This window comes from Vibrio nereis NBRC 15637 (assembly GCF_001591105.1).
GTDB classification, from domain to species: Bacteria; Pseudomonadota; Gammaproteobacteria; order Enterobacterales; family Vibrionaceae; genus Vibrio; species Vibrio nereis.
The window spans coordinates 1-4252 of record NZ_BCUD01000039.1 but is presented as its reverse complement, the minus strand read 5'-3'; the positions used below and the strand labels follow the sequence as shown (position 1 = coordinate 4252).

The 4252-nt window shown below is 39.5% G+C and carries 6 protein-coding genes; all 6 read right to left on the bottom strand.

Going from position 1 to position 4252, the window contains the following annotated elements; genetic code table 11:
- Positions 1 to 125: 125 nt before the first annotated feature.
- The 6 genes from VNE01S_RS18525 to VNE01S_RS18500 all read right to left on the bottom strand — a co-directional run bounded on the left by VNE01S_RS18525 (position 126) and on the right by VNE01S_RS18500 (position 4229).
- Positions 126 to 740, bottom strand: coding sequence for a hypothetical protein (locus tag VNE01S_RS18525; protein WP_053397290.1), 615 nt, complete (start codon positions 738 to 740; stop codon positions 126 to 128).
- 179 nt (positions 741 to 919) lie between these two features.
- Positions 920 to 1327 (bottom strand): OsmC family protein, encoded by a 408-nt coding sequence (locus VNE01S_RS18520; protein ID WP_025527517.1) that lies wholly within the window; start codon positions 1325 to 1327, stop codon positions 920 to 922.
- Positions 1328 to 2034: 707 nt separating this feature from the next.
- Positions 2035 to 2802 (bottom strand): GNAT family N-acetyltransferase, encoded by a 768-nt coding sequence (locus VNE01S_RS18515; protein WP_053397291.1) that lies wholly within the window; start codon positions 2800 to 2802, stop codon positions 2035 to 2037.
- A gap of 148 nt (positions 2803 to 2950) precedes the next feature.
- A complete protein-coding gene (locus VNE01S_RS18510; protein WP_053397299.1) occupies positions 2951 to 3397 on the bottom strand; it encodes a GNAT family N-acetyltransferase in 447 nt (148 codons plus the stop codon).
- Positions 3398 to 3511: 114 nt separating this feature from the next.
- Positions 3512 to 3922, bottom strand: a complete 411-nt coding sequence (locus VNE01S_RS18505; RefSeq protein WP_053397300.1) for an HI0074 family nucleotidyltransferase substrate-binding subunit — start codon at positions 3920 to 3922, stop codon at positions 3512 to 3514.
- Positions 3912 to 4229, bottom strand: a complete 318-nt coding sequence (locus VNE01S_RS18500) for a nucleotidyltransferase domain-containing protein (protein WP_053397301.1) — start codon at positions 4227 to 4229, stop codon at positions 3912 to 3914. The genes VNE01S_RS18505 and VNE01S_RS18500 overlap by 11 nt, the downstream gene beginning before the upstream one ends.
- Positions 4230 to 4252 lie beyond the last annotated feature (23 nt).

Genomic DNA, 4252 nt, shown 5'->3' with positions numbered 1-4252 from the left:
CCCTGCTAAGGGGTGAGCAACGCAATACAAAAGCCGCCGAAAACCACCTTAATCAATAAATTCAACGCATAGAAAAAATGCCACGCGTTGCAAATCCCTCTTAAGCAGTTTGTTAGCTAACGTACTCAATTTATCCTTTGAAGTTCCAGCATCCAAGGTGCGTTCTCGTAACTTTTCTTTTCATCTAGATCTATTTTAAATATTGCCTTGTAGACTGAGTTAAGATCTACGATATATTGTCCTTTATCAAGCAACTCAATCTTTGACTGGATGCTTTTTCCATTGTAAGGCTTATTATCACCAATTATTATTCTATTAGGCTTTGGGTGAACAATTTCATCCCTAAGTCTGAAAATTTCTTTTATCAATTTAATGGCAGAGCCATCAAGACTTTTGTTCGTTTTTAGGTGTGGGTAAATCTTCCACTTATTTAGTGTCGAAAGGTTTTTCTCAAAGTCATTATGGAACGGAATATCATACCTAATTGCATAGAAGTTGATATACGCCTCTAGTGATAATGCACCATAAACTACTAAATTGTTCATGCTTAACCTGTTTTCATAAAGGATGTTAACTTCATGAACAGTTAGTTCTTTACCTTTGTTTAAAAGTGATTTTATTTTTGGTTCGTTGACCTGAAGCCTTTCAAAAGCCATTGCTGAGAATCTATAATATAACTCATGAGGAGTTTCTAAGACCGCTTTCTCTCCAGCATGTTCCACTATTACTCCAGTTAACATTTCCTACTCCTGACCTAATTAGTTGATAAGTTCACTGCACACATAGTTATGACTAGTTAGCTAACGCCGCGTTAAGGGGTGCCGGCACGCAATACAAAAGCTTCTGCAAAGCACCTTAAACACTAAACTCAATGCATGTTAAAAATGCCACGCGTGCCAAATCCCTCTTAAACGCTTTGTTAAGTGCAATTTTTACCCACTTCGGCTGAACAAGTGATATCGATCGTAGGGCTCAACATAAGACAAACATGACAATGCTTTTCCACCGCTTCTTGAGCTGCTCGCAAAATGTCAGATTCCTTAAAACCACTGCCATTTACTGTAAAGTGTAAGTTTGCCGATTTATATAAACGAGGTTCTGATTCCGTTAGGGCAAAAGTAACCGTATTTTCTAGACCTTGAACTTCAAAACCTTGATCTTGTAGTAACAAGACGACATCCGTAGCACTACATGAACCTAAAGCCGACAATAGAACTTCCGTTGGACAAGGGGCTTTCTCACTTGTAGCGTCAACATTAAACGTAAAACCGCCTTCAGTTGACACTTTAAAGCGACAATCACCATCCCATTTTATATTAATGCTCATACTTCCCTACTTTTTTGATGTGACTCTCGCTGATTGCACTTAACGCCCAATTAAGGTGTGAGGCACGCAATACCGAAGCCGCCGCATGCCACCTTAACCGCTAAAGCCAATGCAAACCAAAAATGCCACGCGTGCCGAATCACTCTTAAATTGTTTGTTAGTACACTGTTCCTAAACCTTTTGGTTTGCACCAAGATATTGAAATATAGCACGAAACTTTAGGCAAAAACGGTAAAGTCAAACAGACAACTGCAAAACTAGAACTCAACCTCAAAACACAAGTTGGCGATAAGAAAAACACACCAAACTGCCCTATTTCGGCGATTTTCAAATTAGCAAAGGATTCGGTCACCGAACTTTGACAACCACACCAACGTACTGAGTTTAAGATTAAAAAACTAACCACACAAAAGAAGCCGCGCCAGAGAAATAGCCAAAAAGTTAGAAACCGTAAACGGTGAAGCCAAAGCGAAGACTCCACATATAGTGCCACCGAAAAGAACGTGAAAGGCACGCCCGGTCAAGTGCAAAGCTAGGAAACGAAACCAATAAACGCTGAATTTTTAACCTTCGATGCCCATCCCGTACTAACGCCGCGTTAAGGGGTGAACAACGCCAACCACCGAACTTAACCTATTGTGCCGTAAACACTAAAACTGATTCAAACTGAAAGTGCCAAGCGTTGAGAATCCCTCTTAAACGCCTTGTTAGCTATTTGGTGAAGTGTACCCCGTAGTTGTCGCTACGACTTCAAAACCACGCTTTGATACGATTGGTTTACTCATATCTGAGGCATCGATTATAAGATATTTAACCCCTTTCGATTTTGCTTCAGCAATACGCTTATTGAGTAGCAAACTATAATAACCGTTACCTCGAAATTCTTCGATTGTGCTTCCGCCCCAAATACCTGCAAATGGACTGCTTCCATTAAATGTTAGCCAAGCAGAAGTGACTGGTTGGTCGTTGACATACACTACATAAATGGACACTGAATCTGGAGAATATTCTTTGAGACTCATTAGGTAGTTGTATTGCCAATCGAAGTCTCCACCCCAAACTTGTTCTTGAACCCTTATTGCGTCACAAATGCCTGTGCTGTCAGAAACCTCTGTGATCTGAGATTCATCAAAGGACTCACCAATGGCCTTTGAAAGATCCAAAACCATAAATGATTCGGAGGCTTCTTTTTCAAAACCATTAGCAAGTAATACTTCGCCGATATTACTTGGTTTATCGGTACTGTACGTTTTCCATTCAAAGCATAAATTGCGCTTGTTAAAGTATACAAGTTGCTCTTTAACTATTGATTCAGTGAGACTTTCGTCGAAGCTGAAGAATGAAATATAGCTACCATGACGGTCATTTGATACGAACTTAGTCAGATTACTATCTGTTTTCTTTACACCATTAAACGAGTTAATGCGCTTTCGTTCAAACTCATTGTACTCTCGCATTACATCCACTGTATTCATTTTATCCTCGCATATAGCTAACGCCGCATTAAGGTGTGAGCAACGCTTCCACCGAACCTAAACCATTGAGCCGTAAACACGAAACTCAACATTGAACTGAAAATGCCAAGCGTTGTGAATCACTCTTAAATGCTTTGTTATGTGCGTACTAAATATTTACGTACAATCTCAGCATGTCTTTGTGTTGAATACCATTTTCATAGATTGGCTCGGGGTAGTTTAGCAAAAAATGGTCTTTGATAATTGAGTGTACTCGAAAGCCTAAACGCTGATAATAAGTCAGTTGATAGCCAAATGTACCCGTACCAAGCTCTACACGATTAATTCCCTTGCTTGGTAACTGAGATAGAACAAACTTTAGCAGCTTAGAGCCAATACCTTGACCTTGTAGCTCTGGAGATACAGATATATTAAATATCTCAGCAAGGCTGTTGGTCTGCGCTTTAACGATACAAGCAGCTAAAACTTGCTCATTGCCTAATGCAGCAAAGCACCATGAATCAGATAAATATGAAGCGATATTAGCTTCAGAAGGATCAGCTTCAAGCAATAAATCTAGTGGAATTTCGCTACTTTTGACTTCGATATATTGCATATTTCCTCCGAGCACATAACGCCGCATTAAGGTGTGAGCGACGCTTGGCTATACTTGAGCGAAGCGAAACTGCCAAGCGTTGCGAATCACTCTTAAATGCTTTGTTAGGTGAAATTATGACAAGTGTGCATATCTGGCTTCTAAGAACGCAAGAAGCTGCTTAATAGGTGCTTCAAAGCCTTTGATTTCTTCATAGTACTCGTCAACAAAGTCATCATCTAAGTACTCATGCGAAGATTTATTACGATTATCGAGCAAGTCTTGCCAAACAATTTCGTTACTTAACCATCCGGCAGCAAAACCTTGTTGCATTGTTTCACGTGGTGTCTGTGGATGAATACCCTCGTACTTAAGTCCACGCTTTAGCATTTTCCATACGAGTTCAACTACGGTTTCAAATCGCTGGATTGTTCCCTCAACAACTAATTCTCGATCTGGCTCAATCTGTAACGCTGATTCTAGCTTATCAAAAGCCTTTCGGAAGTTTTCGAGACTATCTAACAACTTTCGTGGATTAGGACTCATAAATTACTACTCCATTCTGACGTATGCGTTTTTTTAAACGCTCTGGGTTTGATACATAGTTAACTATTGATATCTTGAGTACCGTTCTAATATCGTGAATTGCTTGGGCATACAGCATAACCCATTCAGCTTTAGTAAACGTAGGAGCTACAACTGCGAGATCGACATCAGAGTATGTATCGTAATCACCACATGCTCTAGAACCAAAAACAATTAGTTCTTCAACTTTTGGATTATTTGCCAACTCTTCAAAAAATGAAATGACCTCATGATTTAGAGGACTTATTTTGTCTAAATTTATGATCAAGTTGATATTTCCTCTATTTCACC

Bases quoted from the DNA above. Each gene is read 5' to 3' on its own strand.
- VNE01S_RS18510 (WP_053397299.1), bottom strand. From the start codon at position 3,397: ATGCAATATATCGAAGTCAAAAGTAGCGAAATTCCACTAGATTTATTG.
- VNE01S_RS18525 (WP_053397290.1), bottom strand. From the start codon at position 740: ATGTTAACTGGAGTAATAGTGGAACATGCTGGAGAGAAAGCGGTCTTA.
- VNE01S_RS18520 (WP_025527517.1), bottom strand. From the start codon at position 1,327: ATGAGCATTAATATAAAATGGGATGGTGATTGTCGCTTTAAAGTGTCA.
- VNE01S_RS18515 (WP_053397291.1), bottom strand. From the start codon at position 2,802: ATGAATACAGTGGATGTAATGCGAGAGTACAATGAGTTTGAACGAAAG.
- VNE01S_RS18505 (WP_053397300.1), bottom strand. From the start codon at position 3,922: ATGAGTCCTAATCCACGAAAGTTGTTAGATAGTCTCGAAAACTTCCGA.